Origin of the sequence: Rathayibacter sp. AY1C5 (genome assembly GCF_002931705.1) — a bacterium.
Classification (GTDB): Bacteria; Actinomycetota; Actinomycetes; order Actinomycetales; family Microbacteriaceae; genus Rathayibacter.
The window spans coordinates 28,116-53,500 of record NZ_PSWD01000003.1; the positions used below are offsets into that span (position 1 = coordinate 28,116).

The window sequence follows — 25,385 nt, forward strand, 5'->3', positions numbered from 1 at the left end:
GCGGTGTCCCGACGCTCGGAGCGGCGTCTCGACGCACGAGCGGGCCAGCGCGCATCGGCGAGGACACCCGAGAGACGGGCGGAGCGCGATCGTGGGCGCAGACGTGCGCCGGACCCCTCGGGAGTCCGGCGCACGGCCTGGCGGTGATCAGCTGCCGGTCATCAGCCGGGATCAGCTGCCGGTGCGCTCACCGCGGCGTCGGAGGGTGAGGAGCATCAGACCGCCGCCGACCAGGGCGAGCAGGCCCAGCACTCCGGCGGTCGCCGTCGCTGCGGCGTCCACTCCGGTCGAGGCGAGAGCCGGACCGCGGGGACCGTTCGACCCGGACACGGGAACGACCGCGGCGTGGGAGGGCGCCGGTCGCGGCGCTGTGGTCGCGGTCGGAGTCGGCGAGGCCGTGGGCGTCGCGGTCGGCGTGGTGGTGGGAGTCGCAGTCGGAGCCACGGTCGGGGTCACCGTCGGCGTGGTCGTCGGCGTGACCGTCGGGGCCACGGTGGGCGCGATCGTCGGCGTCACCGTCGGAGTCACCGTCGGAGTCACCGTCGGCACGACGGTGGGAGTCACCGTCGGAGTCACCGTCGGCACGACGGTGGGAGTCACCGTCGGGGTGACGGTGGGAGTCACGGTCGGCGTGACAGTGGGTGTGACCGTCGGCGTCACGGTCGGCGTGACGGTGGGGGTCACGGTCGGCGTGACGGTGGGGGTCACGGTCGGCGTGACGGTGGGGGTCACCGTCGGGGTCACGGTCGGAGTGATGGTCGGGGTCACCGTCGGCGTGACCGTGGGCGTCACGGTCGGCGTGACCGTGGGGGTCACGGTCGGCGTGACTGTCGGCGTGACCGTCGGCGTCACGGTGGGCGTGACCGTCGGGGTCACGGTCGGTGTCACGGTGGGCGTGACCGTCGGGGTCACGGTCGGCGTCACGGTCGGCGTGACCGTCGGCGTCACGGTCGGCGTCACGGTCGGCGTCACGGTCGGCGTGATGGTCGGCGTAGCCGTCGGCGACGGTCCGCCGTCGGAGGGCTCGCAGCCCGGCTCGGTGAAGTCGTTGGAGTCGAGCGTGACCGCTCCCGTGCGGGCCAGTGCGCGGCCCTCGACGGAGACGCCCGTCGTCACCGTGATCGAGGCCGAGGCGAGCACGGAGCCCACGAAGTCCGAGTCGGTGCCGAGCGTCGCGGAGCTGCCGATCTGCCAGTAGACGTTGCAGGCCTGCGCTCCGTTGATCAGGGCCACCGTGCTCGACGACGCCGTCGTCAGCGTCGACGCGGCGCGGATCGCGAAGACCGCCTCGTTGACGCCCTCCGCGTCGAGCGTGAGCGTCCCCGTCACTCCGACCGGTCCGGCCGCGGTGTAGACCCCGGGCTTCAGCGTGCTGCCGCCGATCTCGGCGCCGATCTGCGCGGTCGTCGCCTGCGAGGCGAGCTGTCCGTAGGCGGTGCCCACGTCGGCCTGAGCCTGAGCCGCCTCCGCGTCTCCGCGGTGGATCACTCCGTCCGTCCGTCCGGGCGGGAACCCGGTGACGGCGGTCAGCGGGCTGACCCCGACGCTCTGGTCCAGGACGCTCGACCCCGTGTTCGTCACGGTCGACGCGGCCAGGACCGAGTAGTCCTCCGCCGTGCCGAGGTCGGGAGCAGTGGCCGCCTGCGCCGAGACGCCGGCGAAGAGAGCGCGGCGCCGACGACGGCGAGGACGACACCCGTCCCGATCGCCCCTCTTCTGCGGTTCTGCCGATGACGGCGGAGCGAGGTACGAGAGGACACGTGCGGCATGAGGCCAGCGATCTGCCCACGTCAGCGTGAGCTCAACAACCCGAGGTGGGAGGCTCGAACCGTAGGTCGCGCTCCTCGCCCGCGTCTCCGCCGCGACCCTGACGGGGGGCAGTATCCGCCGACGGCGTCCCCCGACCCGGGACATGGCCGCCACTGGAGTCCTCGCGCCGGTGACGGCGGACCCGGCCGGCGGAGCGGATCAGCGGTGACGCCCGCGGCACCCGAACCGGTCGGAGTGCCGTGCGTCCCGAAGCCCTCAGCCGAGAGCCGCCACCCGCTCGATCACGCCCTCGCCCAGCCGGGCGACGTACCCCTCCGGATCCGGCCCGGCCGGGGCCAGCTGCACGTGGTCGATCCCCAGCGCCGCGTACTCCTCCATCGCGCGGACGAAGCCGTCGGGGTCGCCGATCGGATCGCCGCCCCCGGTGATGGTCTTCGTGATCGTCGCGTAGTCGCGCCCGAGGTCGTCGCAGTGCCGCTTCAGCACGTCGAGCTTGTGCGCCACGTCGTCCGCGCCGGTGCCGAACAGGTTGCAGGCGTCGCCGTACTGCGCGACCAGCCGCAGCGTCTTCCTCTCGCCGCCGCCGCCGATGAGGATGGGCGGGCCGGGCTGCTGGATCGGCGCCGGGTGGTTCAGCGTCTCGGCGAGCCGGTAGTGCGTCCCCTCGAACGGCCCGTCGTCGTCGCTCCACATCTGACGGCAGATCCGCAGCGTCTCCTCCAACCGCTCGAACCGCTCCTTCAGCGGCGGGTACGGCACGCCGAGCCCGAGGTGCTCGCGCTCGTACCAGGCGGCCCCGATGCCGAGCATCGCGCGCCCGCCGGAGAGCACGTCGAGGGTGGTGACGATCTTCGCGAGCAGTCCCGGATGGCGGTACGTCACGCCGGTGACGAGGAGACCCAGCCGCATCCGCTCCGTCCGGCCGGCGACGAAACCGAGCGAGGTGTAGCCCTCGAGCATCGGATCCTCGCTCGTCGCGAAGTGCTCCATCTGGAAGTAGTGGTCCATCAGCGTGAACCAGGCGCAGCCGACGTCCTCGGCCGTCCGCGCGGTCGCTCCGAGGATCGGCGCGATCTGCGCGCTCCCCCCGGGCAGAGTGAAGTTCATGAAGTGAATGCCGAGCTGCACGCGCGTCTCCTGTCGTCCCGGGATGTCCAGGAGCCAGTGTGCGCCGAGCCACCGCTCAACACGCCGACGCGCCCGCCTCTGAGCGGCGTCTCATCCGTTCCGCGGCGTCTCGGCCGATCGCACCCGCCGAGGGGCGGTCGCCCTCACTCGCAGACGCGGAAGCGGTTCCGGTCGAACCCGACGACGTCGCCGACGGCGAGCTGGCGGCCGCGGCGCAGATCGACCTCGCCGTTCACGGTCACCATCCCCTCGGCGACCGCCTCCTTGGCCTCGCCGCCCGAGAGGATCCCCGCGAACTTGAGGAACTGGCCCAGGCGGATCGACCCGCCGCCCAGCGGGACGTCGACGGGCTCGGGAACGGCAGCGGCGCCTGTCACGTCAGACCGCCGGGATGTCGGCGAAGCGCGAGAAGTGGCCGTGGAAGCCCACAGTGACCGTGCGGGTCGGGCCGTTGCGGTGCTTGGCGACGATGAGGTCGGCCTCGCCCGCGCGCGGGTTGTCCTTCTCGTAGGCGCTCTCGCGATGCAGGAGGATCACCATGTCGGCGTCCTGCTCGATCGAGCCGGACTCGCGGAGGTCCGAGATGGCGGGGAGCTTGTCGGCGCGCTGCTCGGGGCCTCGGTTCAGCTGCGAGAGCGCGATGACCGGCACCTGCAGCTCCTTCGCGAGGAGCTTGAGGGCACGGGAGAACTCCGAGACCTCCTGCTGGCGGCTCTCGACCTTCTTGCCGGAGGTCATCAGCTGCAGGTAGTCGATGACGACCATCTTGAGCCCGACCCGCTGCTTGAGCCGGCGGCACTTCGCCCGGATCTCGACGAGGGTCATGTTGGGCGAGTCGTCGATGTAGAGCGGCGCGTCGTTGATCCGGCCGCGGGTGGAGGCGATGGTCGTCCAGTCGCGCTGGTCGACCGTGCCCTTGCGCATGTGCTGCAGCGGCACGGACGCCTCGGCCGAGAGGAGGCGCATCGCGATCTCGCTGCGCCCCATCTCGAGGGAGAAGAAGATCGTGGCCATGTTGTGCTTGATCGCGGCGGCGCGGGCGAAGTCGAGCGCCAGCGTCGACTTTCCGAGCGCGGGGCGCGCGGCGACGATGATCATCTGCCCGGCGTGGAAGCCGTTGGTCAGGTCGTCGAGGTCGGCGAAGCCGGTGGGGACGCCGGTGAAGCTGCCGTCCTTGTGAGCGGCCGCCTCGATCTCGTCGATCGCGACGGTCACCGCGTCGGTCAGCGGGACGTAGTCCTCCGCCGTCTCGGAGCCGGTGACGTTGTAGATCTCGGCCTGCGCCGTGTTGACCAGGTCGAGCACCTCGCCCTCGCCCTGGTAGCCCATCTGCGCGATGCGGGTGCCCGCCTCGACGAGGCGGCGCAGCAGAGCGCGCTCGGCGACGATGGAGGCGTAGTACCCGGCGTTGGCCGCGGTGGGGACCATCGAGGTGAGCGTGTGCAGGTAGTCGGCGCCGCCGGCCCGCTGCAGCTCGCCCTGCTTCGTGAGCTCGTCGGTGACCGCGATGACGTCGGTCGGCTCGCCGTGCGAGTAGAGGGCGAGGATCGCGTCGAAGACGATCTCGTGCTTGGGGATGTAGAAGTCGGTGCCCTTGACGCTCTCGACGACATCGGCGACCGCGTCCTTCGAGAGCAGCATGCCGCCCAGCGCCGACTGCTCGGCGAGGAGGTCGTGCGGAGGGGTCCGCTCGTTCCCGCGCGACTCGCCGCGGTCACCGCGACCGTCCCGTCCGTCCGAGCCGGGTACCGCCAGGTGCGCGATCGTCATGCCTTCGCCTCCTCCTGTCGGGTGCTGCGCGTCCGGTCGAGCCGGTGCCGGGATCCGGTCTACCAGCGACCTCCGACAGCGGCGCGCGGGCGCCTGCCCGCACCCCTCGCGGGGCGCTGCGCCACCCTACGGACCGCCGCCCGCGGCACGCAAACCGCCCTGTGGAGAGAGCTGTGCAGAACCGAGGGGAAACGCCGGGCCCATTGTGGGCAACGTGTGGACAACCCTGTGGGATCAGCGGCCCTCAGCAAGTTTTTTCCGGCTCTTGACCAGGCATTTCCTGCTTTCCACAGGTGTGTGGGGAAAAGAGTCTCAAGACCACAGTGAAGGTTGGTCCCGCCGGAGGGTGTATGTGGATGGAGCTGTGGAGAACGGGAACGACGAAGGGCGGTGCGAGGGGACTCGGAAGTCCCGTCGCACCGCCCTCCGCGGCGTTCTCGCGGCCTTACTTGGCCGCGACCACCTGCAGCTTCACAGTGGCCTGGATGTCGTCGCGCAGACGCACCACGGCCTCGTGCTCGCCGACGTGCTTGATCGCGTTCGAGATGACGATCTTGCGCTTGTCGAGCTCGCCGAATCCTGCCGCCGCCACCGCGTTCGCGATGTCGGAGGTCTTCACCGAGCCGAACAGGCGGCCGTCCTTGCCGGCCTTGACCGTCAGCTTCACGCGGTTGGCCTCGAGGACCTGCTTGGTGTGCTGGGCCTCTTCGATGGTCTTGTGCTCACGAGCGGCTCGCGCCGACTTGATCTGCTCGACCTGCTTCTCGCCACCGCGGGTCCACGCGACGCCGAAGCCCTGCGGGATGAGGTAGTTGCGGGCGAACCCGTTCTTCACGTCGACGACGTCGCCGGCCGAGCCGAGTCCGTCGACCTCGTGGGTCAGGATGACCTTGGACATACCGTTACCTACCTTCCGCTGCCGGCGTAGGGCAGGAGCGCCATCTCGCGGGCGTTCTTGACGGCACGGGCGATGAGGCGCTGCTCCTGAACGGAGACGCCGGTGATACGACGGGCGCGGATCTTCCCGCGCTCCGAGATGAACTTGCGGAGGGTCGCGACGTCCTTGTAGTCGATGACACCCACGCGGACCGACTTCGCGGGGGCCGCGTTCTTCGCGCCCTTGCCGCGGATCGGCTTGCGGCGGTCGCCGCTGCTCTTTCCAGCCATAGTGGTTTCCTTAGATTCTGGTTCGCCCCTGCCCCGCCGCGAGCGATCGCGGTGCGGGGGAGGCGTGATTCAGGTGAGGAGAGCGTCCGAGCCGAGGCTCAGAACGGCGTCTCGTCGTTGTAGCTGCCCGGCGTGCTCCACACGTCGCCACCGGCGGGAGCGCTCGGCGCCCACGGCTCCTCGGCCTGACCGCCACGGTTGCCGCCGGCGTTGCCGGAGCCCCCCTGACCGCCGCCGCCGAAGCCGCCCTGGCCGCCGCCGATCTGACCGCCGTTGCCCTGGCCGCCACCGGCCTGGCCGCGTCCGCCTCCACCGGAGGCGCGCGTGACCTGCGCGGTCGCGTAGCGCAGCGAGGGCCCGATCTCGTCGATCTCGAGCTCGATGCTGGTGCGCTTCTCGCCTTCCTTCGTCTCGTAGGAGCGCTGCTTCAGGCGGCCGGTCGCGATGACGCGGCTGCCCTTGGTCAGCGTTCCTGCGACGTTCTCGGCGAACTCGCGCCAGACGGAGGCGCGGAGGAACAGCGCTTCGCCGTCCTTCCAGTCGTTCGCCTGACGGTCGAAGGTGCGCGGCGTGGAGGCGATGGTGAAGTTCGCGACCGCGAGCCCGCCCTGCGTGTAGCGCAGCTCGGGGTCGGCGGTGAGGTTCCCCACCACGGTGATGATCGTCTCGCCGGCCATGAGCGCTACGCCTTGGGAGCGGCCGAGGCCTTGGCAGCCTTGCGGGCGGCCTTCTCGTCGGCGAGCTTCGCGGCGGCCGCGACCTGGGCGATGCCCTCTTCGGCCCGCAGCACCTTGGTGCGCATGACGGCCTCGGACAGCTTCAGCTGACGGTCGAGCTCGTTCGCTGCGGCGGAGGTCGACGTGAAGTCGACGACGGCGTAGATGCCCTCGGACTTCTTGTTGATCTCGTACGCCAGACGACGGCGGCCCCAGACGTCGACCTTGTCGATGGATCCACCATCGGTGCGGATGACGTTGAGGAACTTGTCGAGACTCGGAGCGACGGTGCGCTCATCGATCTCGGGGTCCAGGATGACCATGATCTCGTACTGATGCGTCACTAACCCACCTCCTTCGGACTGAACGGCCACGGTATTTCCGTGACAGGAGGGTATGTAGCATCTGCCCACTCCCGCGGACGCGAGTGCGTCTGGTCGTGGACAACCTGTACAGACTACAACAGGACCGCCGCGACGCGCCGGACGGATCCGCTCGAGGCGCACCACCCCGGGTGCAGGGCGGGGCGGGCACGCGGCCCGGCTCAGCGCCTCAGCGAGACGCCCACCACTCGCGGAGCCGCTGCGTCGCGACCTCCTCGCCGAGCGGCCCCTCCTCGAGCCGCAGCTCCAGCAGGAACCGGTACGCCTGTCCGACCTCGGGGCCCGGGGCGAGGCCGAGGATCTCCATGATCCGCGTGCCGTCGAGGTCGGGGCGCTTGGAGGCGAGCTCCTCCTTCTCGGCGAGCTCGGCTATGCGCGCCTCGAGGTCGTCGTAGGCGTGCGCGAGCCGGTCGGCCTTGCGGCGGTTGCGCGTGGTCACGTCGGCGCGGGTGAGGATGTGCAGCCGCTCGAGCAGGGGCCCGGCGTCGGTCACGTAGCGGCGCACCGCGGAGTCGGTCCACGCGCCGTCCGTGTACCCGAAGAAGCGCAGGTGCAGCTCGATGAGGCGGGCCACGTCCTTCGTCGTCTGGTTGTCGAACTTGAGTGCGCGCATCCGCTTGATCGCGAGCTTGGAGCCGACCAGGTCGTGGTGGTGGAAGCTCACCGCTCCGCCCGGCTCGAGCCGCCGCGTGGCCGGCTTCCCGATGTCGTGCAGGAGGGCGGCGAGCCGCAGCACGACGTCGGGCGCGGCTCCGGGGTGCCGCGACTCCTCCAGCGCGATCGCCTGCTCCAGCACGGTGAGGCTGTGGGTGTAGACGTCCTTGTGGTGGTGGTGCTCGTCCTGCTCCAGGCGCAGCGCGGGCAGCTCCGGGAGGAAGCGACCGGCCAGACCGGTGTCGACGAGCAGCTCCAGGCCGGCTCGGGGCGAGGCGGTCGCGAGGAGCTTCCGCAGCTCCTCCTGCACGCGCTCCGCCGAGACGTCGTCGATCCGGCCGGCGAGCTCGGCCATCGCCCACTCGACCTCGTCGGTGGTGCGGAAGCCGAGCTGCGAGGTGAAGCGCGCGCCGCGGAGCATCCGGAGCGGATCGTCGCCGAAGGAGAGGTCGGCGGGGGAGGGGGTGCGCAGCCGGCCGGCGAGCAGGTCCTCCACTCCTCCCGAGGGGTCGACGAGGACGACCTCCGGGAGCCGCAGCGCCATCGCGTTGACCGTGAAGTCGCGCCGCACCAGGTCGCCCTCGAGCGTGTCGCCGAACTCGACCTCGGGCTTGCGGCTCACCCCGTCGTAGCTGTCGCTGCGGTAGGTCGTTATCTCGACCGTCTCGCCGGCCACGCGAGCGCCGATCGTGCCGAAGGCCCGGCCGATGTCCCAGTGCGCCTCGGCGATCGGAGCGACGATCCGCACGATGTCGTCGGGGCGTGCGGAGGTGGTGAAGTCGAGGTCGTGCACGCCGTGGCCGAGGAAGGCGTCGCGGACCGGGCCGCCGACCAGCGCGAGCTCGTGGCCCTGGGCCGCGAACGCCTCCGCCAGCCGCGTCACCGTGGGCGTCCCCGCGAGCGCGCGGAGGGTCTCGAGAGCGGTCTGGACGCTGTGCATTCGCACGATCCTAGTGGCGGGGGGTGTCCCGGCAGCGGGTCACCGTGCCAGGGGGTTACAGGGGGAACCGCGTGCACAGCGGACGCACCGCCTGCCCCGAGGAGGGCTGCCCGTAGAATCACCCGCATGGAGGCCGAGTGAGTCCGATGCATCGGCGCGACCCCTCCCTCCGCTCCCGCCGCTCGCGGGCGGCCCTCCTCCTGCTCCGCTCGGCAGGTGCTGCCGCCCTCGCGCTCGGCCTGACCGGCGTGGCCTCCCCCGCCCTGGCGGCCCCGATCTCCGCCGTGACGGCGACCTCGACGCCCGCTCGAGGCACCGTCACCACGACCGCCGGGGCCGGCAGTGACGGCGTCCTGCGGCCCGGCCAGGACCTCGAGCTCTCGATCGCCGTGCGCAACAGCACCACCGAGGCGATCGACAGCGCCGACGTGACGGTCGCCTTCTCCTACGCCACCCTCGACACCCGCGCGGAGCTGCACGACTGGCTCGACGCCGAGGCCGACAACGACACCGACCCGGTCCGTGCGACCGCCCAGCTGCGCCTGCTGCCCTCCAGCACCGCCGAGGCCGGCCTCACCGTGCCGGTCGACCAGATCCCCTTCTCCAACGACCGGACCGCACTCGGCACCCACGCCGTCCTCGTCACGGTCACCGGTCCGGGTGGTGTCGTCTCGACCGCCCGCACGGCCGTCGAGCTGACCGACGACGCGGCGGTCCCGGAGAGAGAGACCGGGGTCAGCGTCCTCGTCCCGCTCACCGTCCCGGACACGGCCGACGGCCTGCTCTCGGCCGAGGCCCTCGCCGACTACACCGACGGCACGGGGACCCTCACCCAACAGCTCGACGCGGTCGCGGGGAAGGGCGTCACGATCGGGGTCGACCCGCGCATCCTCGCCTCGATCCGGATCCTCGGCAGCGCCGCTCCGGAGTCGGCCCTCGACTGGCTCGACCGGCTGCAGTCCGTGCCGAACGAGCGCTTCGCACTGCCGTACGCCGACGCCGACGTCTCGGCCCAGGCTCAGGCCGGGCTCTCCGCGCTCCTCTCTCCCACCTCCTTCGAGTACGCGATCGACGACACCCGCTTCGCCGCGGTCCCCGGCACCGCCAGCCCGGCGCCCACGGTCGCCGTCGACTCCGACCAGCCGGCCGAGGACCTGCCGGCGCGTCCGAGCACCGAGTCGCTGCTCGCCTCCGACTGGAGCACCTCCCTCGGCAACGTCGCCTGGCCCGACGAGGGCACCCTCCGCGGGTCGGACCTCGACGTCTACGCGGCCAGCGGCATGAACCGCACGGTCGTCCCCTCCTCCGGTCTCCTGCTGCCGGAGGAGGTGACCACGACCTCGCGCGCCACCGTCGGCGACTCGGACCTGGTCGTGGCCGACTCGCGCCTCACCGAGGCGTTCGACGCGGCCGCAACTGCCACCGACGACACCGAGTGGCGCGCCCGCATGTCCGAGATCGCCACCGATCTCGCCGAGGTGCAGGAGGAGGGGACCGCGCCGGACGTCGTGCTCACCCTCGGCCGCGGCTCCGCGATCGGCGCCGCGCGCCTCTCCGAGACCCTCGACGCGATCGAGTCGCTGCCCTGGGCCCGCGGAGTCGCCCTCTCCACCGCCCTCGCCGTCCCCGCGACCGAGGGCGCCAGCGTCGTCGACTCGCCGGAGTCGGAGTCGCGCCTCGACCGGGTGCGCGACCTGCTCGACGCCGGCTCCGAGGTCGAGGCGTTCTCCTCCGTGCTGCAGGAGCCGGAGCTGCTGTCGGGCAAGAGCCGCAACGACGTGCTGGCGCTGCTCTCGGTGACCTGGCGCGGAGACAGCAGCGGCTGGGGCGACGCCGTCGGCGCGGCCATGACCGAGGCCGACCGGACGCTCTCGCTGGTGTCGATCGACGCGACCGGCAGCATCCTGCAGGTCTCCCGCGACTCGAGCATCCCCGTGTACGTCCGCAACGAGCTCCCCTGGCCGATCGCCGTCCGCATCCAGGCCTCGACCTCGAACGCCGTCCTCGACATCGACGAGGAGGCGATCGAGACCACCGAGATCGACGCCCGCTCGCAGGGCCGCGTCCTCATCCCCGTGAAGGCCCGGGTCGGCAACGGAGAGACGAGCCTCGGCCTGCAGTTGACCTCGGCGCAGGGCGTCCCCATCGGCACCCCCACGGGCATGACGACCAGCGTCCGCGCCGACTGGGAGACCGTCGGCACCCTGGTCATCGGGATCGCGCTCGTCGTCGTCTTCGGAGCCGGCATCCTCCGCAACATCCGCCGTCGCCGTCGAGGCGACACCCCTGAGGACGAGGAGGACCCGAACGCCGTGCTCGAGGTCCAGCCCGATCTCGACGACCAGCGATCGGACCCGCGTGGCTAGCTTCTCCCTCGGACGCGCGAGCGCCGTCCTCGCCTCCGGCACGATGGTCTCGCGGATCCTCGGCTTCATCATGTCGATCGTCATGGCGAACACGATCGGAGCCGCGGTCGCGCCGGGCGCGGACGCCTTCACGACGGCGAACCTGCTCCCCAACACGATCTACTCGATCATCGCGGGCGGCGCTCTGAACGCCGTCCTCGTCCCGCAGATCGTGCGGGCGGGCCTCGACGCCGACGGCGGCCGCGGCTACATCAACCGCCTGCTGACCCTGGCGCTCGGCCTGCTCCTGGTGACCACGATCGCCGCCACGGTCCTCGCTCCCCTGCTCGTGCGCCTCTACGCGCCCGGCTACGGACCGGAGCAGTACCAGCTGGCCGTCGCCTTCGCGTTCTGGTGCCTGCCGCAGGTCTTCTTCTACGGCCTGTTCACGATCCTCGGCGAGGTGCTCAACGCCCGCGGCTCGTTCGGCCCCTTCACCTGGGCGCCCGTGCTGAACAACGTCGTGGTGATCGCCGGGCTCGTCGCCTTCATGGTGCTGTTCGGCGCCGATCCGGAGGGGAACCGTCCGGTCGACTCGTGGTCCCCGGCGATGGTCACCCTCCTCGGCGGGAGCGCGACGCTGGGCATCGTCGTCCAGTCGCTGTTCCTGATGCTCTTCTGGCGGAGGGTCGGCCTCAGCTACCGCCCCGACTTCCGCTTCCGGGGCGTCGGCCTCGGCACGGCCGGGCGGATGTCGCTGTGGTCGTTCGCCACGGTGCTGCTGACCATCGTCGCCGGCATCGTCGAGAGCCAGGTCTCCTCCACCGCGTCCGGCGAGGGGCCCTCGGCCGCGGCGCTGCAGAAGGCGTGGCTGATCTTCATGCTGCCCCACTCGGTCATCGCGATCTCGATCGCCATGGCGTACTTCACCAAGATGAGCGGCCACACCGCGCGGGGGGAGATGAAGGAGTTCCGCTCGGACGTCTCCACCTCGCTCCGCCTGGTGCTGATGATGCTCGTCTTCGCCGCCGCCGCGATCGTCTTGGTCGCAGTGCCGTTCGGCTCCGTCTTCACCGACTCGTACGCGGACGCGCAGGCCATCGGAGCGATCGCCATGGCCTACGTGATCGCCCTGCCGCTGTTCTCCTCGATCGCCATCATGCAGCGCGCGTTCTACGCCCTGAGCGACGGGGCGCGGCCGTTCCTGTTCACCCTGGTGCAGGTCGTCGTGGCGGTCGCCGGGTACCTGATCGTGCTCCGGCTCCCCGCCGACCGCACCGCTGTCGGCATCGCCGCTGCGACCTCGCTCGGCATCTGCGTGCAGGCCCTCGTGGCGGCCCTCCTCCTGCGCCGCCGGCTCGGCGGCCGCGGAGGCAGGCGGATCCTCGTCAGGCTCGCGCAGTTCGTCCTCGCCGCGGTGCCCTCCGCCGCCGCCGGCTACGGCGTCCTGGTCGCCCTCGGCGGCACGCGCGCGGGCGGTTTCGCCGTCTCGAACTACGTGGAGCCGCTGCTCTCGATGGCCGCGATCGGCACCGTGATGGCGCTCGTCTACTTCGCGGTCCTCTGGTTCCTCCGGGTGCCGGAGCTGCGCGCCGTCCTCGCTCCGGTGCTCCGCCGACTGGGCCGCTGATGCTGCTCCGGTAAAAGCCTGGTCAGAGTGCATTTCCTGGGCTGCTGCATCGAGCGGCGCGTGGCACGACCGGCACTCCCGGGCCCGCGGAATAGTGCCCGCCTAGGATGTGTTGTAGCCCACGGAGCCGCGGAACGATTCGAGCGACCGGCTCCGGGTGCTCGGCTCCCGCCCCACCCGTCACCGCTCGTACAGACCCCGAGGAGTTGCCGTGCGCGACATCGTCATCATCGGATCCGGCCCCGCCGGCTGGACCGCCGCCATCTACGCGGCGCGCGCCGAGCTGCACCCGGTGGTCGTGGCCTCGTCGGTCGAGATCGGCGGCGACCTGATGAACACGACGGACGTCGAGAACTTCCCCGGCTTCCCCGACGGCGTCCTCGGCCCCGAGCTGATGACCTCGATGCAGGCGCAGGCCGAGAAGTTCGGCGCCGAGACCTTCTACGACGACGTCACCTCCCTCGATCTCGAGGGTGAGATCAAGACCGTTCACCTCGGCTCCGGCGAGAGCATCGAGGCGAAGACCGTCGTCGTCGCGACCGGATCCGCCTACCGCAAGCTGGGCCTCCACGATGAGGACCGCCTGTCGGGACACGGTGTCTCGTGGTGTGCCACCTGCGACGGCTTCTTCTTCAAGGGGAAGACCATCGCCGTCGTCGGCGGAGGCGACTCCGCCATGGAGGAGGCGACCTTCCTCACCAAGCACGCCGCGAAGGTCTACGTGATCCACCGCAAGGACTCTCTCCGCGCCTCGAAGGTCATGCAGAAGCGCGCCTTCGACAACGAGAGGATCGAGTTCATCTGGAACGCCGAGGTCACCGGCATCACCGGTGAGAACCACGTCGACGGCGTGAAGCTGCGCGACACGGTCGACGGCACCGAGTCCCACCTCGACCTCGACGGCCTGTTCATCGCGATCGGCAACGACCCGCGCACGCACGTCGTGCACGGCAAGCTCGACCTCACCACCGAGGGCACCATCTCGGTGGTCGGCCGCTCCTCCCAGACCTCCGTTCCCGGCGTCTTCGCCGCCGGCGACGTGATCGACCCGACCTACCGTCAGGCCGTCACCGCCGCGGCATCCGGAACGGTCGCCGCCCTCGACGCGGAGCACTACCTCGCTTCGCTCGCCGATGGCACCGCCCACACCGAAGGCTCACCCCGGGCCGAGCTCATCACCCGCTGACCGTCCGGTCATCGCACATCGGAGCCGGCAGCCCGCCGACTCGTGAAGGAGAGAACACCATGTCCACCGCGAAGAGCGTCACCGACGCATCGTTCCAGTCCGACGTCCTCGACTCCGAGAAGACCGTCCTGGTCGACTTCTGGGCCGAGTGGTGCGGCCCCTGCCGCATGGTCGCGCCGATCCTCGACCAGATCTCGGCCGAGCACGGCGACAAGATCGAGATCGTCAAGCTGAACGTCGACGAGAACCCGCAGACCGCTGCGAAGTACCAGATCACGTCGATCCCGGCGATGAAGGTCTACCAGAACGGCGAGGTCGTGAAGACTGTCATCGGCGCCAAGCCGAAGCCGGCCCTCGAGGCCGACCTGGCCGCGTTCCTCTGAGTTCGCACCCCTGACCGCCCTCTGCGGTCTCCGAGAGCCCCTGTCACGTCGTGACGGGGGCTCTCCTCGTTCCCGGGGCTGTTTCACGTGAAACAGACCCGCTGGGGCGCAGGCCACGATCCCTGCGGTGGCGCCCGACCGCCCCGCCGCAGCACAGGACCGGCCGGTACTGTGGATCCACCCGGCTCCGGCCGGAGAAACACTGTCCACCGAGCGAAGCGGAACCATCGTGACCAACCGCGGCACCAACCTCGACCCCTGGTACAACTCCTATGCGGAGCGCACGGCCGGTCTGGCCGCCAGCGAGGTTCGAGCCCTGTTCGCCGTCGCGTCACGCCCCGAAGTGGTCTCGCTCGCCGGCGGCATGCCGTTCGTGTCCGCGCTCCCCCAGGACCTGGTGACCGGCGCCATCGACACCGTGATGCGGGAGCAGGGGCCCGTCGCGCTGCAGTACGGGTCGGGCCAGGGCGTCCCCGTCCTGCGCGAGCAGATCCTCGACGTCATGGCCCTCGAGGGCATCTCCGCCAGCGCGGACGACATCGTGGTCACCACGGGCTCTCAGCACGCCCTGGAGCTCGTTTCGAAGCTGTTCCTGGACCCGGGGGACGTCGTCCTCTCCGAGGGCCCCAGCTACGTCACGGCGATGGTCATCTTCCGGTCGTACCAGGCCGAAGTCGAGCACGTCCCCATGGACGAGCACGGGCTCATCCCCGCGGCCCTCCGCGAGCACATCGCCCGCGTGCGCGCCGCCGGGAAGACGATCAAGTTCCTGTACACGATCCCCACCTTCCACAACCCCGCGGGCGTGACCCTCAGCTGGGAGCGCCGCGTCGAGATCCTCGAGATCTGCAAGTCCGAGGGAATCCTCGTGCTCGAGGACAACCCGTACGGCCTCCTCTACTTCGAGGACGTCCCGCCGAAGGCGATGCGCTCGCTGGAGGAGGACGGAGTGATCTACCTCGGCACGTTCTCGAAGACGCTCGCTCCCGGCTTCCGGGTGGGCTGGGCTCTCGCCCCGCACGCGATCCGCGAGCGGCTGATCCTCGCCAACGAGGCGGCCGTCCTCAGTCCGTCGTCCTTCAGCCAGCTGGTCATCTCGAAGTACCTCGAGACGGCCGACTGGCGCGGACAGATCGACACCTTCCGCGGCGTCTACCGCGAGCGGAAGGAAGCGATGCTGAAGGGCCTGCAGACCCATCTGCCCGGCCTCAGCTGGACGAACCCGAACGGCGGCTTCTACGTCTGGGTCACGCTGCCCGAGGAGCTCGACTCCAAGGCGATGCTGCCGCGCGCAGTGAAGGAGCTCGTCGCGTACACGCCGGGTACCGCGTTCTACGGCAACGGAGACGGACGTCAGAACATCCGCCTCTCGTTCTGCTACCCGACGCCGGAGCGCATCGGTGACGGCATCCGCCGCCTCGCCACGGTCATCAACGGAGAGCTCGATCTGCTGTCGACCTTCGCGGGCACGGGCCGGCTGAGCAACGCCGACGCGAGCAAGCGTGGCGCCGTCCTGCCGCCGAACGTCTCCTGACACCGCTCCTTCGATAAGAAAGCCCTGGTCATGACCGATTTCTCTGTGCTCGACCGTACACTCGACATCGTCGTCATCAGCGGTGGCATCAGCCACGAGCGCGACGTCTCCTTGCGGTCGGGCCGTCGCGTGGCGGATCGTCTCTCCGCGATGGGCCACCGCGTCTCCCTGCACGAACCGGACGCCGGCCTCCTCTCGACGCTCCTGCAGAAGCGTCCGGACGTCGTCTGGCCCGCGGTGCACGGGGCGAGCGGTGAGGACGGTGCGCTCCTCGGGCTCCTCGAGGCGGCTGGCTTCGCCTACGTCGGCTCGCAGACGGACGCGGCGCGCCTGGCCTGGTTCAAGCCGACCGCGAAGACGCTCGTCGCTCGCGCCGGCTTCTCGACCCCGCGCTCCGTCACCCTCCCCCGCGAGACCTTCCGCGAGCTCGGAGCCGCCGGGATCCTGGAGCAGGTCGAGGCACACCTGCCGGGCTCCCTCGTGGTGAAGCCCGCTCAGGGCGGTTCAGCCCAGGGCGTCAGCATCGTGACGGAGTCATCGCAGCTCCCGCGAGCGATGGTCGAGGCGTACACCTACGGCGACGTCGTGCTCATCGAACAGCAGATCCAGGGGACCGAGGTCTCCGTCGGTGTTCTCGACCTCGGTGACGGTCCTTTCGCCCTGCCGCCTGTCGAGATCGCACCCGTCGCGGGCCAGTACACATTCGAGGCGCGCTACAACGCGGGGGAGACGCACTTTTACACGCCGGCACGGATCTCGCCGGAGATCACGGAGGAGGTGTCCCGCGTGGCCGTTGCGATCCACGAACTGCTGGGACTCCGCCACCTGTCGCGGCTCGACTTCATCATCGACGACGCCGGACTCCCCTGGTTCTTCGACGCGAACGTCCTTCCCGGAATGACCGAGACCTCACTCGTTCCCCAGGCCATTGAGGCATCCGGCCGCTACCTCGGCGACGTCTACTCCACCCTCGCGAAGCTCGCCGCCTCCTGACCTCCACCGTTTCACGTGAAACGGTCCGCTGCGCGTCCGCTCCTGGTCGCGAGGCTGCAGCGCTGTGAACAAGTGCGCGAAACCATGCCAGACGAGTAGCCGGATCGCGGCATATCGAGACCTGCGATCGCCCCCTTCTCCTATGACATGGGTCGAGTAGCCGCCCAACAACGTGTCTTGGTCTTCATCAGCAGACCAGTAGTGTCGACTCGAGAGAAGAACCCGAGGCCGCGCCTCGACTCCCACAACGCCAGACATCCATCGCCGCGCCGGTCGAGTATCCGTAGATCCGCGTGGTCAGACCCCCTCGTCGCGCTGAACCCACCAGGAATCGACCTGGCCCATGGCTTCCATCGGCACCTGGTCCTCGTCGTCATGCTGGTCGAGGAACCGCATTGCTGAGTATCGAGACCCGGACACCCTCGGTGGGTACCAGGTGAGGCCTTGCCTGGGGCAAGATATCCACGTCAATCGCTTCCTCATATGAGCAGACATACCGGCGAAGAGCAGTAGTGCGTCGAATCGAGGCTCACCACAATCGCCACCCGCGCTATTTCTGGGAAACAACTCGTTCTATCGACGCTGATCGACGCCAGCACCCGTCGCCATGCTCGTCGAGTAGCCTCACCGCGACGTATCGAGACCCACGGCCGGAAGGGATCCCTCTCGCTTGGTTCTCCGACCTCAACTCCGCCTCGGGGGGTGGTGCCTGGATCTCGTTGGTCAGGCGAGCGATCTCTTTCGAACACTGGGGTCGAAGTCCGTCCCACGATGATCTGCACGTGCGTCCAAGGTTCTCGGCAGGGGCGTTTCACGTGAAACGCTTCCGCGGCCGTTGAGCAACTTCAATCGGAAAAGTTGCGCCCTGTGGAGGGAGTCCAGCCGACGAGGGCCTCCTGATTGACCCGACGAGTTCGTAGCTCTTCAATGGCCAGGCCGCCGTAGAGCGTACCGTTTCACGTGAAACGGCCCTTCCATTGAATCTTTCAGTGCTCTCTGGGGGCGACCACCGACTGGGTCCTCCGTAAGACATCGGCGAACCCACTCATCACATCGGCGTCGATCCGCGAAAATGGAGGGTACTGCATTTCGTCTTACTTGCCCGCCCGCCAGCCAATGCCTGGAGGCCCAGGAGGCGCTCCTCCCGAGGGACATGGGATGCACGGTCGGCCAAGGGAGTCCTCATCTCAGCGGCGGATGGACGGCTGTTTCACGTGAAACATTGCTCCCGCCAACTATCGGCGATGAGGGCGTCGCCCCTGGCAGAGGAGAGCCGCACCGAGTGCGACCAGTCCAAGTGCCAGTCCAGCGCCGCCAGCGAGCCACTGAACGCGACAAGAACTACGGAGACCGACGATGTCTGAACTCAGCCAACCCTAGATCCGGCGCTCCACGCCTACTCAACCGCCATGTAGGCGCATCGTGCGCTGCTCTATCCAGAGATCAATGCCCCAGATACCCGGCGATCGTCACCGTTCGGCAATACCAGCCGTATTCTCGACCAGGACCGGAGCAAGCAGGGCCCCGCAGAACCTGGAACCACTTCATCGGACTGTACCGGTCAGAAGGGCCTATCAATCAGAGAGAGGACGACAACCGAGAATCCTCAGCTCACAAAGCATCGCGAAGATCGCCCCAAGCGTGCTGATCTGCGATCGCGGTGCCGACGAGGGGAGCGGATACCGCCACATCGGCGATTGCGGACAAGAACACAGCGCGAGCACGCGCACGCCAGCCGCACGGCGAATCAGTGGCGGCCGCTAGGCCGGCCCTCTACGGAGCGAGCGACACCTCGGTCGGCTCCCCGATCTCGGCGAGGATGCGGTTCAAGTCCTGGATGGTGGCGAAGTCGATGACCATCTGGCCCTTACGTGCGCCCAGGGTGACCTTGACGCGCGTGTTCAACCGGTCGCCGAGGTGATCCGCGATCGACGAGAGGTGTCCGGAGTGCCCGCCCTGCTCCTCCACCACGGGACGCACGGTCGTCCGCGGCGCCTTCATCTGCGCGGCGGCAGCCTCGGCGGCACGGACGGACAGGTCCTCGTTGACGATCTTGTCGGCCAGGCGGCGCATCATCTCGACGTCGTCGAGGGACAGAACCGCACGCGCGTGTCCTGCGGTCAGGACGCCGGCAGCGACGCGGGCCTGCACATCGGCCGGGAGCCGCAGGAGACGGAGCGTGTTCGAGATCTGCGGCCGCGAACGTCCGAGCCGCGTCGCCAGGGCCTCCTGGGTGATCCCGAAGTCGCTGAGGAGCTGCTGGTAGGCGGACGCCTCCTCGAGCGGGTTGAGGTCGGCGCGGTGCAGATTCTCGAGCAGCGCGTCGCGGAGCATGTTCTCGTCGGCCGTGTCCTTGACGACAGCGGGGATGGTGGTCAGTCCCGCGGCCTTCGAGGCGCGGAACCGGCGCTCACCCATGACGAGCTCGTACTTCGCTCCGCCGCGAGCCGTCACGGGCCGGACGACGATCGGCTGCAGCACTCCGAACTCGCGGATGCTGTGGACGAGTTCCGCGAGGTCGTCCTCGTCGAACACCGACCGCGGCTGCGCCGTGTTGGGGGTGATGTCGGCGAGGGGGAGTCGCGCCAAGCGCGCTCCGGGGACCTCGAGGAGCTCCTCGGCACGGGCCGAATCGCCGACCTGATCAGGGAAGAAGACGTCGACGGGCCGGGAGCGCGACTCGTCGCTGGTCGGGATGAGCGAGCCGATCCCCCGGCCGAGTCCCGTGCGCTTGGTCGCCATCAGCGTGCCTCTCCTTCGTGTGCCGTCTCGGGTGTCTTCCGGGCTCCGCGTCGTGCGATCTCCGCGGCCGCCTCCAGATATGCCAGCGAACCGGACGACTGCGGGTCGTAGCTGATCACGCTCTGTCCATAGCTCGGCGCCTCCGAGATCCTCACGTTGCGCGGGATCACCGCGCGCAGCACCTCCTTCGGGAAGTGCTCTCGGACATCCGCTGCCACCTGCTGGGAGAGGTTCGTGCGGCCGTCGTACATCGTCAGGAGGATCGTCGAGACACCGAGGTTCGGGTTGAGGTGCCGCTCGATCAGGTCGATGTTCTTGAGCAACTGGCTGAGCCCCTCGAGCGCGTAGTACTCGCACTGGATCGGGATGAGCACCTCGCGAGCGGCGACGAACGCGTTGATGGTCAGCAGACCGAGCGACGGCGGGCAGTCGATGAAGACGTAGTCGAACGGCTCGTCCATGGTGTCGAGCATGCGGTCGAGCGCGCGGCGGAGACGCTGCTCGCGTGCGACGAGCGAGACCAGCTCGATCTCGGCGCCGGCAAGGTGGATGGTCGCCGGCACACCGTAGAGCGAGGCGAACTCCGGGCTCTTCTGCACGACGTCCGCGAGGGGAGTGTCGTTGACGATTACGTCGTACACGCTGGCCGTCTCGGCACGGTGCTCGATGCCCAGGGCCGTCGACGCGTTGCCCTGCGGATCGAGGTCGATGACGAGCACCTTCGCCTCACCGCGGGCGAGCCCGGCGGCGAGGTTGACGGTCGTCGTCGTCTTGCCGACGCCGCCCTTCTGGTTCGAGATCGTGATGACGCGCGTGGACTCGGGCTTGGGCAGCGGCTGGGCGTTCAGCAGTGCGCGCCGGCGGGTCATGTCCGCGATCTCCCGGGCCAGGGGAGTCGAGGAGTCGAAGCCTCCGGTCAGACCGGCGGAATCGGGTTGTTTCACGTGAAACCTTCGCTCAGCGAGTGGGACGGACAGCAGCACCGAGGAGTCGACGGACGAGGAGTCGGGGGCTCACTGCGGCGTCGTGGCGATCAACCCACTGTAGCCCGGACGACCCTCGTCACCTCGGAGAGCACGCCGTCGCCGAGCACGACGACCCTGGGCGGGGAGAGTCGGAAGCGACGGATCTGCTTGGTCGCAGCCTCGATCTCCTTCTCGGCGTTGATGCCCTTCAGCAGGACCAGCTCGCCTCCAGGCCGCAGCAACGGCGCAGTCAGCGGGATCAGCTTCGAGAGAGCGCTGACCGCCCGAGCGGTCACCTGGTCGAGAGGCTCCGCGAGCTGTACCTCTTCGGCACGGGCGCGGAGAACTGAGACATTCTCGAGTCCGAGTCCGTCCACCTGCTCCTGAAGCCAGACGACGCGACGCTCCATCGGCTCGATGAGCACGAAGCGGACGTCGGGCCGCACGATGGCCAGGACGAGCCCGGGAAGGCCCGCGCCACTGCCGACATCACCCACCAGTCCCGGACGCAGGAGAGGGGCCACCAGGGCGCTGTTGAGGACGTGCCGCGTCCAGAGCCGGGGGAGCTCCAGGGGCCCGATCAGGCCGCGCTCCTCACCCTGGTCGGCGAGAGCCTCTGTGAAGCGCCGCAGGAGGGGCAGGCGGTCGCCGGCGATCGCCGCAGCGGCTGAGGGCTCGGCCTCGAGGGTCGACTCCACGCCGCTCAGCCGCGGGTGATGACGGTGTGGCGCTCGCGCGCCTCGCCGCGCGACTCCGACACGAAGCCGCGCTCGCCCACCATGTCGTGGACCAGCTTGCGCTCGTACGACGACATGGGCGGGAGCGAGGCCGACGTGGCGCCGTCCTCGATCCGCTCGATCGCGCGGTCGACCAGCTGGGCGAGCTCCGCCTCGCGGGCGTCGCGGGAGCCGCCGATGTCGAGGATGAGGCGGGAGAACGCGCCGGTCTTCGTCTGGACCGCCAGGCGCGTCAGCTCCTGCAGTGCCTGGACGGCGTCGGGGCGGGAGAGCACCCGGAGGTTCGTGTCGCCGGAGGCGGTGACCGAGAGGTAGGCGCGGCCGTTGCGGACCTCGATGTCGATGTCGCCGTCGAGGTCGCAGATGTCGAGGAACTCCTCGATGTAGTCGGCGGCGACGTCGCCCTCGTCCTCGAGCTGCGAGAGCGTGGACTCGGGCGCCTCGTCGACGGCGGAAGCGTCCACGTCCGCGGGTGCGGACGCGTCGTCGGTGATGGTCTGCATCGGATCGGTCATGGCGGCTCTACTTCTTTCCGGCTTGCTTCTTGGAGCGGTTCTTGCTCACGGGCTGCGTGCGCTGCACGGCCTTCTTCTCGACGAGGGTGACGTCGCCGGCGGCCGTGGTCTCCTCGACCAGCTTGCCCTTGCGGCGCAGGCGCTCCTCGCGGGCCTTGGCGGCCTCGCTGCCCGGGGTCGGCATGTTCCGGATGACGATGAACTGCTGGATCATCGTCCAGATGTTCGAGGTCAGCCAGTAGAACATGACGCCGAGGGGGAACGCGAAGCCCGAGAAGGCGAAGACGAGGGGGAGGATGTAGAGCAGGATCCGCTGCTGCTTGAACGTCGGCGAGGCCTTCGCCTCGGGCGACATGTTCTTCGACACGATCTGCAGCTGCGTGATGAACTGCGACGCGGTCATCAGGACGACCATGATCACCGCGATGATGATGACCGGCTCCTGGCCGCCCTCGGCGAGTGCGCCCTGGATCGACTGGTGCAGCGGTGCGACGCCGAAGAGGTTCGCCTCGCCGAACTGGCGGGCGAGCGTCTCGTCGAGCGGGCCCACGCCCTTCTGGCTGTGCTGCGCCGCGTTCAGCACCGAGAACAGGCTGAAGAAGATCGGCATCTGGATCAGCAGAGGCAGGCAGGAGGCGAGCGGGTTGGTGCCCGTCTTCTTGTAGAGCTCCATGGTCTCGCGGGACATCGCCTCGCGGGACAGCTGGTCGCGCTTGCCCTTGTACTTGTCCTGGATCTTCTTGAGCTGGGGTGCGACCTCGAGCATCCGGCGCTGGCTCTTGATCTGCTTGACGAAGATCGGGATGAGCGCGGCGCGGATGACGATGACCAGGCCGACGATCGAGAGGACCCAGGTGATTCCCGCGGCCGCCTCCATGCCGGTGAAGGTCAGCAGCTGGTGGAAGGCGACGAGGAGCAGCTCGACCACCCACTTGAGGGGCCAGAGGATCGTGCCGAGGAGGTCCATGGAGTGGGGTCAGTCCTTTCGAGGGCCCACGACGAACCCGGCTCGCGTCACGGCGAAGCGGGTCCGGCCGGAAGCCGGTCGGTGCAGGGGGATCGAGGTCGGGACGTCGTCGATGCCGCCGGCCGCCCACGGGTGGCAGCGGAGCAGACGGCGGGCCGCGAGGACGGAGCCGAGGACGAGCCCGTGGAGCTGGACCGCCTGGAGCGCGTACGCGGAGCACGAGGGGTAGTAACGGCAGACGTCCCCGTAGAGAGGGGACACGACCGCCCGGTAGACGATCAGGAGCAGGACGCCGATGTTCCGCGGCAGCAGGAGGATCGCCCACCCGAGCCGGGCGAGCGGCGCCTCACGGCGGGGGAGCACGGCGGTCACGAGGACGCCCCGCTCTTCCGCGCGGCTCGCGCCATCGCGGACCACACCTCGGAGCGCAGCTCCGACCAGGGGGCATCGGCGCTGCCGGGCAGCGCGCGGACGACGACCTGGGTGCCGGGGTCGATCTCGGGGACGAGCTCGAACGCCACGGCCTTGAGCCGGCGGCGGACGGTGTTGCGCGTCACCGCGGTGCCGACCGTCTTGGCGACGATGAACCCGAACCGCGCCGGATCGCCCGCGGAGGACCGGCGGACATACGTGACGGTGTGCGGTCCTGTGGACCGCACACCGCGACGGACGACTGTCCGGTACTCGCCTCCGTGGACGATGCGATTGGCTCTGGCCAGCACCGCTGGTCGGTACCGCTCGCTGCTAGGCGGAGAGCTCGGTGCGCCCCTTGGCGCGGCGCGCGCTGAGGATGCCGCGGCCGGCACGGGTGCGCATGCGCAGACGGAAGCCGTGCACCTTGGCGCGACGACGGTTGTTCGGCTGGAAGGTTCGCTTGCTCATAATCAGATCTCCACGTACGTGTTCCGCGGCGCGAACCGGCACCACCCGCTCGGGCGGAGACTCGGATCCTCCGGGAAGAAGGGGTGCCCGGCTGCGGAATCCGCTCGGCCTGCGAGGGCCGCACGGACGACACCGGGCAGGCGTCAACTGATTTAAACTACGGCCTGTTCCGTCACCGGTCAAATGTGGACGGCGCGAAACCTCGATCATGCACACGGGACACGGGGTTCCGCGCATTGACACGCGGGTGTCGCTGTGGTGGATTTGTCTCCCGTCGGCTCCGTTCGTTACGGTGTTGAGCCGCAGTTATCCACAGGTGGGATCCGCGTCCTCCCGCGCCCGCACAGGCATCGCTCGAGGCCGGTGGACAACCCTGTGGAGAGAGCGGCACTCGAGACCCGGCTCCGCGCCCGGTCCGCGACGCCCCTGCAGCGGGCGGCGACGGGTCCGGCGGAGACGGCGATCCCGCAGCGACTTCACAGCGACAGCACCCAGGACCGGAGACAGATGGCAGACGACACGTCGATGGTCGACGCGTGGAACGTGATCCTCGGCGCACTGTCCCGGGACGAGCGGATCACCGCTCCCCTCTACGGGTTCGTCTCGCTCGTGGAGCCCAAGGGCATCATGGCGGGCACCTTCTACCTGGAGGTCCCGAACGAGTTCACCCGCGGGATGCTCGAGCAGCGCGTGCGCGTGCCCCTGCTCAGCGCGATCGGGACGCTCGACGACTCCTTCGGCGTCACGACGTTCGCCTTCGTGGTGAACCCCGACATCGAGCACGAGCCCCTCAGCTCCCCGTCGTCGCAGGAGTCGATGAACCCGTTCGAGCCGATCACCGCCTCCTCGGCGACGGTCGCGCCGACCCGCGGGGTCGAGGAGCTGCGGACCGTGCCGGCGACCGACACCCGGCTGAACCCGAAGTACAGCTTCGACAACTTCGTCATCGGAGGCTCCAACCGGTTCGCGCACGCCGCGGCCGTCGCGGTCGCCGAGGCTCCCGCCAAGGCCTACAACCCGCTCTTCGTCTACGGCGACTCCGGGCTCGGCAAGACGCACCTCCTCCACGCCATCGGCCACTACGCGATGAGCCTCTACCCGGGGATCCGCGTGCGGTACGTCTCGAGCGAGGAGTTCACGAACGACTTCATCAACTCGATCGCGAACAACCGGGGCAACGCCTTCCACGGCCGCTACCGCAACGTCGACATCCTCCTGATCGACGACATCCAGTTCCTGCAGGGGAAGGCGGAGACGCAGGAGGCGTTCTTCCACACCTTCAACCAGCTGCACGACCACAACAAGCAGGTCGTGATCACGTCCGATCTGCCGCCGAAGGCACTGACGGGCTTCGAGGACCGGATGCGCTCGCGCTTCGAGTGGGGCCTCATCACCGATGTGCAGGCTCCCGACCTCGAGACCCGCATCGCGATCCTCCGCAAGAAGGCGGTCAGCGAGAAGCTGCTCGTGCCCGACGACATCCTCGAGTTCATGGCGTCGAAGGTGTCGAGCAACATCCGCGAGCTCGAGGGGACGCTCATCCGCGTCACCGCGTTCGCGAGCCTGAACCGGACGCCGGTCGACATGTCGCTCGTGCAGACCGTGCTGAAGGACCTGATCACGCTCGACGAGGACAACGTCATCTCGCCGGTCGACATCATCAACCACACCGCGGACTACTTCAAGCTCACGGTCGACGACCTCTACGGCTCGTCGCGCTCGCAGGCCGTCGCCACCGCGCGCCAGATCGCCATGTACCTGTGCCGCGAGCTGACGAACCTCTCGCTGCCCAAGATCGGCCAGCTGTTCGGCAACCGCGACCACACCACGGTCATGTACGCGAACAAGAAGATCTCGGAGCTCATGAAGGAGCGCCGCAGCATCTACAACCAGGTCACCGAGCTGACCACCCGCATCAAGACGAACCGCTAGCCGGCAGTCGTACGGTCCCCGGGACCACCTGTCCCAGGTGGCGTGC

24 protein-coding genes are annotated in these 25,385 nt (G+C 69.3%); 7 read left to right on the forward strand and 17 right to left on the reverse strand.

Translation table 11 applies throughout. The features are described 5' to 3' along the window. Positions 1–171: 171 nt before the first annotated feature. The 9 genes from C5C57_RS03760 to C5C57_RS03800 all read right to left on the reverse strand — a co-directional run bounded on the left by C5C57_RS03760 (position 172) and on the right by C5C57_RS03800 (position 8,528). A complete protein-coding gene (locus C5C57_RS03760; RefSeq protein ID WP_104247029.1) occupies positions 172–1,914 on the reverse strand; it encodes an ice-binding family protein in 1,743 nt (580 codons plus the stop codon). 111 nt (positions 1,915–2,025) lie between these two features. Beyond that, the gene (locus C5C57_RS03765) at positions 2,026–2,898 is read right to left on the reverse strand and encodes an LLM class F420-dependent oxidoreductase (RefSeq protein ID WP_244229529.1); all 873 of its coding nucleotides are present in this window, start codon (positions 2,896–2,898) and stop codon (positions 2,026–2,028) included. Between the two features lie 143 nt (positions 2,899–3,041). Next, positions 3,042–3,275, reverse strand: a complete 234-nt coding sequence (locus tag C5C57_RS03770) for an RNA-binding S4 domain-containing protein (protein ID WP_104247028.1) — start codon at positions 3,273–3,275, stop codon at positions 3,042–3,044. Between the two features lies 1 nt (position 3,276). Next, entirely contained in the window at positions 3,277–4,668 is a 1,392-nt protein-coding gene (gene dnaB, locus C5C57_RS03775) for a replicative DNA helicase (RefSeq protein WP_104225797.1), read from the reverse strand. Positions 4,669–5,113: 445 nt separating this feature from the next. After that, complete coding sequence (rplI, locus tag C5C57_RS03780; protein WP_104222692.1) at positions 5,114–5,566, reverse strand: 50S ribosomal protein L9; 453 nt, start codon at positions 5,564–5,566, stop codon at positions 5,114–5,116. Between the two features lie 8 nt (positions 5,567–5,574). Then, positions 5,575–5,835, reverse strand: a complete 261-nt coding sequence (rpsR, locus tag C5C57_RS03785; protein ID WP_055784551.1) for a 30S ribosomal protein S18 — start codon at positions 5,833–5,835, stop codon at positions 5,575–5,577. A 98-nt stretch (positions 5,836–5,933) separates the two neighbouring features. Next, the gene (locus C5C57_RS03790) at positions 5,934–6,512 is read right to left on the reverse strand and encodes a single-stranded DNA-binding protein (protein WP_104222691.1); all 579 of its coding nucleotides are present in this window, start codon (positions 6,510–6,512) and stop codon (positions 5,934–5,936) included. 5 nt (positions 6,513–6,517) lie between these two features. Continuing rightward, positions 6,518–6,895 carry a 30S ribosomal protein S6 gene (gene rpsF, locus C5C57_RS03795; RefSeq protein WP_068207796.1) on the reverse strand — a complete coding sequence of 126 codons (378 nt, stop codon included), beginning with the start codon at positions 6,893–6,895 and terminating at the stop codon, positions 6,518–6,520. Between the two features lie 208 nt (positions 6,896–7,103). Further along, positions 7,104–8,528, reverse strand: a complete 1,425-nt coding sequence (locus C5C57_RS03800) for a CCA tRNA nucleotidyltransferase (protein WP_104247027.1) — start codon at positions 8,526–8,528, stop codon at positions 7,104–7,106. Between the two features lie 146 nt (positions 8,529–8,674). Here C5C57_RS03800 and C5C57_RS03805 point away from each other — a divergent pair, with 146 nt between their 5' ends. The 6 genes from C5C57_RS03805 (at position 8,675) to C5C57_RS03830 (ending at position 16,599) form a co-directional block, all read left to right on the forward strand. Next, positions 8,675–10,894 carry a DUF6049 family protein gene (locus C5C57_RS03805; RefSeq protein ID WP_104247026.1) on the forward strand — a complete coding sequence of 740 codons (2,220 nt, stop codon included), beginning with the start codon at positions 8,675–8,677 and terminating at the stop codon, positions 10,892–10,894. Then, complete coding sequence (gene murJ / locus C5C57_RS03810) at positions 10,887–12,503, forward strand: murein biosynthesis integral membrane protein MurJ (protein WP_258072728.1); 1,617 nt, start codon at positions 10,887–10,889, stop codon at positions 12,501–12,503. Before C5C57_RS03805 ends, murJ begins: the two co-directional genes overlap by 8 nt. Positions 12,504–12,714: 211 nt before the next feature. Beyond that, positions 12,715–13,689 carry a thioredoxin-disulfide reductase gene (gene trxB, locus C5C57_RS03815; protein ID WP_104291944.1) on the forward strand — a complete coding sequence of 325 codons (975 nt, stop codon included), beginning with the start codon at positions 12,715–12,717 and terminating at the stop codon, positions 13,687–13,689. Between the two features lie 59 nt (positions 13,690–13,748). Beyond that, positions 13,749–14,072, forward strand: coding sequence for a thioredoxin (gene trxA, locus C5C57_RS03820; protein ID WP_104247024.1), 324 nt, complete (start codon positions 13,749–13,751; stop codon positions 14,070–14,072). 229 nt (positions 14,073–14,301) lie between these two features. Beyond that, positions 14,302–15,606, forward strand: a complete 1,305-nt coding sequence (locus tag C5C57_RS03825) for a PLP-dependent aminotransferase family protein (RefSeq protein ID WP_104297327.1) — start codon at positions 14,302–14,304, stop codon at positions 15,604–15,606. Between the two features lie 30 nt (positions 15,607–15,636). Beyond that, the gene (locus C5C57_RS03830; RefSeq protein ID WP_104262573.1) at positions 15,637–16,599 is read left to right on the forward strand and encodes an ATP-grasp domain-containing protein; all 963 of its coding nucleotides are present in this window, start codon (positions 15,637–15,639) and stop codon (positions 16,597–16,599) included. A gap of 1,773 nt (positions 16,600–18,372) precedes the next feature. Here the strand turns inward: C5C57_RS03830 and C5C57_RS03835 are convergent. The 8 genes from C5C57_RS03835 to rpmH all read right to left on the reverse strand — a co-directional run bounded on the left by C5C57_RS03835 (position 18,373) and on the right by rpmH (position 23,407). Continuing rightward, complete coding sequence (locus tag C5C57_RS03835; RefSeq protein WP_104247022.1) at positions 18,373–19,341, reverse strand: ParB/RepB/Spo0J family partition protein; 969 nt, start codon at positions 19,339–19,341, stop codon at positions 18,373–18,375. Continuing rightward, on the reverse strand, positions 19,341–20,285 hold the full coding sequence (locus tag C5C57_RS03840) for a ParA family protein (protein ID WP_374952917.1): 945 nt from the start codon (positions 20,283–20,285) through the stop codon (positions 19,341–19,343). The genes C5C57_RS03835 and C5C57_RS03840 overlap by 1 nt, the downstream gene beginning before the upstream one ends. An 89-nt stretch (positions 20,286–20,374) precedes the next feature. Then, a complete protein-coding gene (rsmG, locus tag C5C57_RS03845; RefSeq protein ID WP_104247020.1) occupies positions 20,375–21,004 on the reverse strand; it encodes a 16S rRNA (guanine(527)-N(7))-methyltransferase RsmG in 630 nt (209 codons plus the stop codon). Between the two features lie 5 nt (positions 21,005–21,009). Next, positions 21,010–21,558 carry a R3H domain-containing nucleic acid-binding protein gene (locus C5C57_RS03850; protein WP_244229531.1) on the reverse strand — a complete coding sequence of 183 codons (549 nt, stop codon included), beginning with the start codon at positions 21,556–21,558 and terminating at the stop codon, positions 21,010–21,012. Between the two features lie 7 nt (positions 21,559–21,565). Continuing rightward, positions 21,566–22,525 carry a membrane protein insertase YidC gene (gene yidC / locus C5C57_RS03855; RefSeq protein WP_104222681.1) on the reverse strand — a complete coding sequence of 320 codons (960 nt, stop codon included), beginning with the start codon at positions 22,523–22,525 and terminating at the stop codon, positions 21,566–21,568. A gap of 9 nt (positions 22,526–22,534) precedes the next feature. Then, complete coding sequence (yidD, locus tag C5C57_RS03860) at positions 22,535–22,888, reverse strand: membrane protein insertion efficiency factor YidD (RefSeq protein WP_244229684.1); 354 nt, start codon at positions 22,886–22,888, stop codon at positions 22,535–22,537. Positions 22,889–22,893: 5 nt separating this feature from the next. Beyond that, positions 22,894–23,247 carry a ribonuclease P protein component gene (gene rnpA / locus C5C57_RS03865; protein WP_104222680.1) on the reverse strand — a complete coding sequence of 118 codons (354 nt, stop codon included), beginning with the start codon at positions 23,245–23,247 and terminating at the stop codon, positions 22,894–22,896. Between the two features lie 22 nt (positions 23,248–23,269). Continuing rightward, positions 23,270–23,407, reverse strand: a complete 138-nt coding sequence (gene rpmH / locus C5C57_RS03870) for a 50S ribosomal protein L34 (RefSeq protein ID WP_055784512.1) — start codon at positions 23,405–23,407, stop codon at positions 23,270–23,272. 627 nt (positions 23,408–24,034) lie between these two features. Here rpmH and dnaA point away from each other — a divergent pair. Beyond that, entirely contained in the window at positions 24,035–25,339 is a 1,305-nt protein-coding gene (dnaA, locus tag C5C57_RS03875) for a chromosomal replication initiator protein DnaA (RefSeq protein ID WP_374952921.1), read from the forward strand. Positions 25,340–25,385: the final 46 nt, after the last annotated feature.